The 2,475-nt window shown below is 62.4% G+C and carries 2 protein-coding genes and 1 pseudogene; all 3 read left to right on the top strand.

Annotated elements, in window-relative coordinates:
- Nucleotides 1-235: pseudogene (locus tag NWQ23_RS13725) on the top strand (IS1595 family transposase); the annotation flags it as partial.
- A 106-nt stretch (nucleotides 236-341) separates the two neighbouring features.
- Complete coding sequence (gene istA, locus NWQ23_RS13730) at nucleotides 342-1,841, top strand: IS21 family transposase (RefSeq protein ID WP_306166950.1); 1,500 nt, start codon at nucleotides 342-344, stop codon at nucleotides 1,839-1,841.
- Nucleotides 1,838-2,475 (top strand): IS21-like element helper ATPase IstB (gene istB, locus NWQ23_RS13735; protein WP_306166951.1); only part of this gene is annotated, 638 nt, incomplete at its 3' end. The genes istA and istB, both read left to right, overlap by 4 nt.

Raw genomic sequence — 2,475 nt, forward strand, 5'->3', positions numbered from 1 at the left:
CGCTTGCGGAGATCAACTTTATCCCACCGCAGGCACGATATTTCAAGACACCCGCACCCCCCTGCAAATCTGGTTTTACGCGATCTACCTCTTTGTCACGACCCGCCACGGCGTGAGCGGCAAAGAACTCCCGCGGCAACTGGGCGTCACCTACAAAACCGCTTGGCGGATGGGGCACAAAATCCGCGAGCAAATGGACAAGGGTGAAGTCAAAGCCCTTCTGACCGGCCACCTTGTGAATCCCGGAGACAAAATGGCCAGCGGAATCGGTCAGGTGGTCTGACCGTCGCGGAGTAAAATTCCGCACTTTGCGCCCGAAGCAACGAGCTGGGGGCGGGGAGATGTATTCCGTGGAACTTTACAGTCGGGTGCGCCGGGCGTGCCACATCGACGGGATGAACAAGAGCGCAGCAGCGCGGCTTTTCGGGATCCACCGCAAGACGGTCGCGAAGATTCTGGAGCACTCGGTGCCGCCGGGATATCGTCGCTCGCAGCCTCCGGTCCGACCGAAGCTCGATCCCTTCATTCCAATCATCGACCAGATTCTTGAAGACGACAAAAGCCAGCTGAAGAAACAGCGGCATACGGCGAAGCGGATTTTTGAGCGGCTCCGTGACGAACACGGGTTCACGGGCGGCATCACGATCGTCACCGACTATGTGCGTGAGCGGAAACGCCGGACGCGTGAGGTTTTCGTGCCGCTGGTGCATCCGCCCGGGCATGCCCAGGTGGACTTCGGCGAGGCGCTCGGGGAGATCGGCGGGGTTGTGTGCAAGCTGCACTACTTCGCGATGGCCCTGCCGCACTCGGACGCGCTGTTTATCAAGGCCTTCCCCGGGGAGACGACCGAAGCGTTCTGCGATGGACACGTCTCGGCCTTTGCGTTCTTCGGCGGCGTGCCGTTGTCGATGCTGTATGACAACACCACGATCGCAGTGGCGAAGATATGCGGCGACGGGAAACGGGAACGGACCATAACCTTCTCGGAGTTGCAGTCGCATTACCTGTTCGAGGACAGGTTCGGTCGGCCGGGCAAGGGCAACGACAAAGGTCACGTCGAGGGCGTGGTCGGTCTCGGCCGGCGCAACTACCTGGTACCGATGCCCCGCTTCGAGAGCTTCGAGGCGCTGAACGCCTGGCTGGAGGAGCAGTGCCTCAAGCGCCAGGACGAAGTGCTGCGGGGTCACGACGAGACGATCGGCCAGAGGCTGCTGCGTGATCTGGATGCCCTGATGGTCCTGCCGTCGGCCCCCTACGACGCCTGTGAGAAGATCAGCACCCGGGCCACGTCGATCTCGATGGTGCGCTACCGGTGCAACGACTACTCGGTGCCGGTGGCCTACGCCCATCACGAGGTGCATGTCCGCGGCTATGTCGACGAAGTTGTCATCGGCTGCGGCGCGGAGGAGATCGCCCGGCACCCGCGGTCCTACGAGAAGGCCGACATGGTCTTCGACCCGATGCACTTCCTGGCGCTCCTGGAACAAAAGGTCGGTGCCCTCGACCAGGCGGCACCACTGCAGGGCTGGGACCTGCCCGATGAGTTCACCACCCTTCGCCGGCTGCTCGAGGGCCGGATGGGAAAGAAGGGCAAGCGAGAATACGTCCAGGTTCTGCGACTGCTCGAGACGTTCGAGATGGGCCACGTCCACGGTGCCGTTAGGCAGGCGCTCGATCTCGGCGCCATTGGCTACGATGCGGTCAAGCATCTCGTGCTGTGCCGGATCGAAAGGCGCCCACCGCGGCTCGATCTCGATATCTATCCCTACCTGCCCAGGGCACAGGTCGAGACCACGGACCCGGCCAGCTATATGAGCCTGATGTCCGGGGTGGCGGCATGACCGACACCCCACAGGTTCTGCTGCAGCATCATCTCAAGAAGCTCCGCCTGCCGACGTTTTCCAGCGAGTACGACAAGCTGGCCCGGCAGTGTGCGGCCGAGAACAAGGACCATGTGCAATACCTGCTACGGCTCTGTGAACTTGAGTTGATCGAGCGGGAGCGGCGGATGATCGAACGCCGGATCAAGGCGGCGAAGTTCCCCGCGACCAAGAGCCTGGACAGCTTCGACTTCAAGGTCATCCCCTCGGTCAACAAGGTCCTGACCATGGAACTCGCCCGCTGCGCCTTCGTCGACCGACGCGAGAACGTCATCGCCCTCGGACCGTCTGGAACAGGCAAGACGCACGTCGCCTTGGGGCTGGGGCTGGCGGCCTGCCAGAAGGGCCTCAAGGTTCGCTTCACGACCGCGGCCGCTCTGGTTCACGAGCTGATCGAGGCGGTCGATGAACGTCGGCTACAGCGTCTGCAAAAGCTGCTGGTCAGCCAGGACCTGCTGATCATCGACGAACTCGGCTTCGTGCCGCTCAGCAAGACCGGCGCCGAGCTGCTCTTCGAGGTCATCTCCCAACGCTACGAGCGCGGCTCCATCGTCATCACCTCCAACCTGCCGTTCGATGAATGGACCGAGGTCTT

Origin of the sequence: Yoonia sp. (genome assembly GCF_030731595.1) — a bacterium.
Lineage (GTDB): Bacteria > Pseudomonadota > Alphaproteobacteria > Rhodobacterales > Rhodobacteraceae > Yoonia.

Bases quoted from the DNA above. Each gene is read 5' to 3' on its own strand.
- istA (WP_306166950.1), top strand. From the start codon at position 342: ATGTATTCCGTGGAACTTTACAGTCGGGTGCGCCGGGCGTGCCACATC.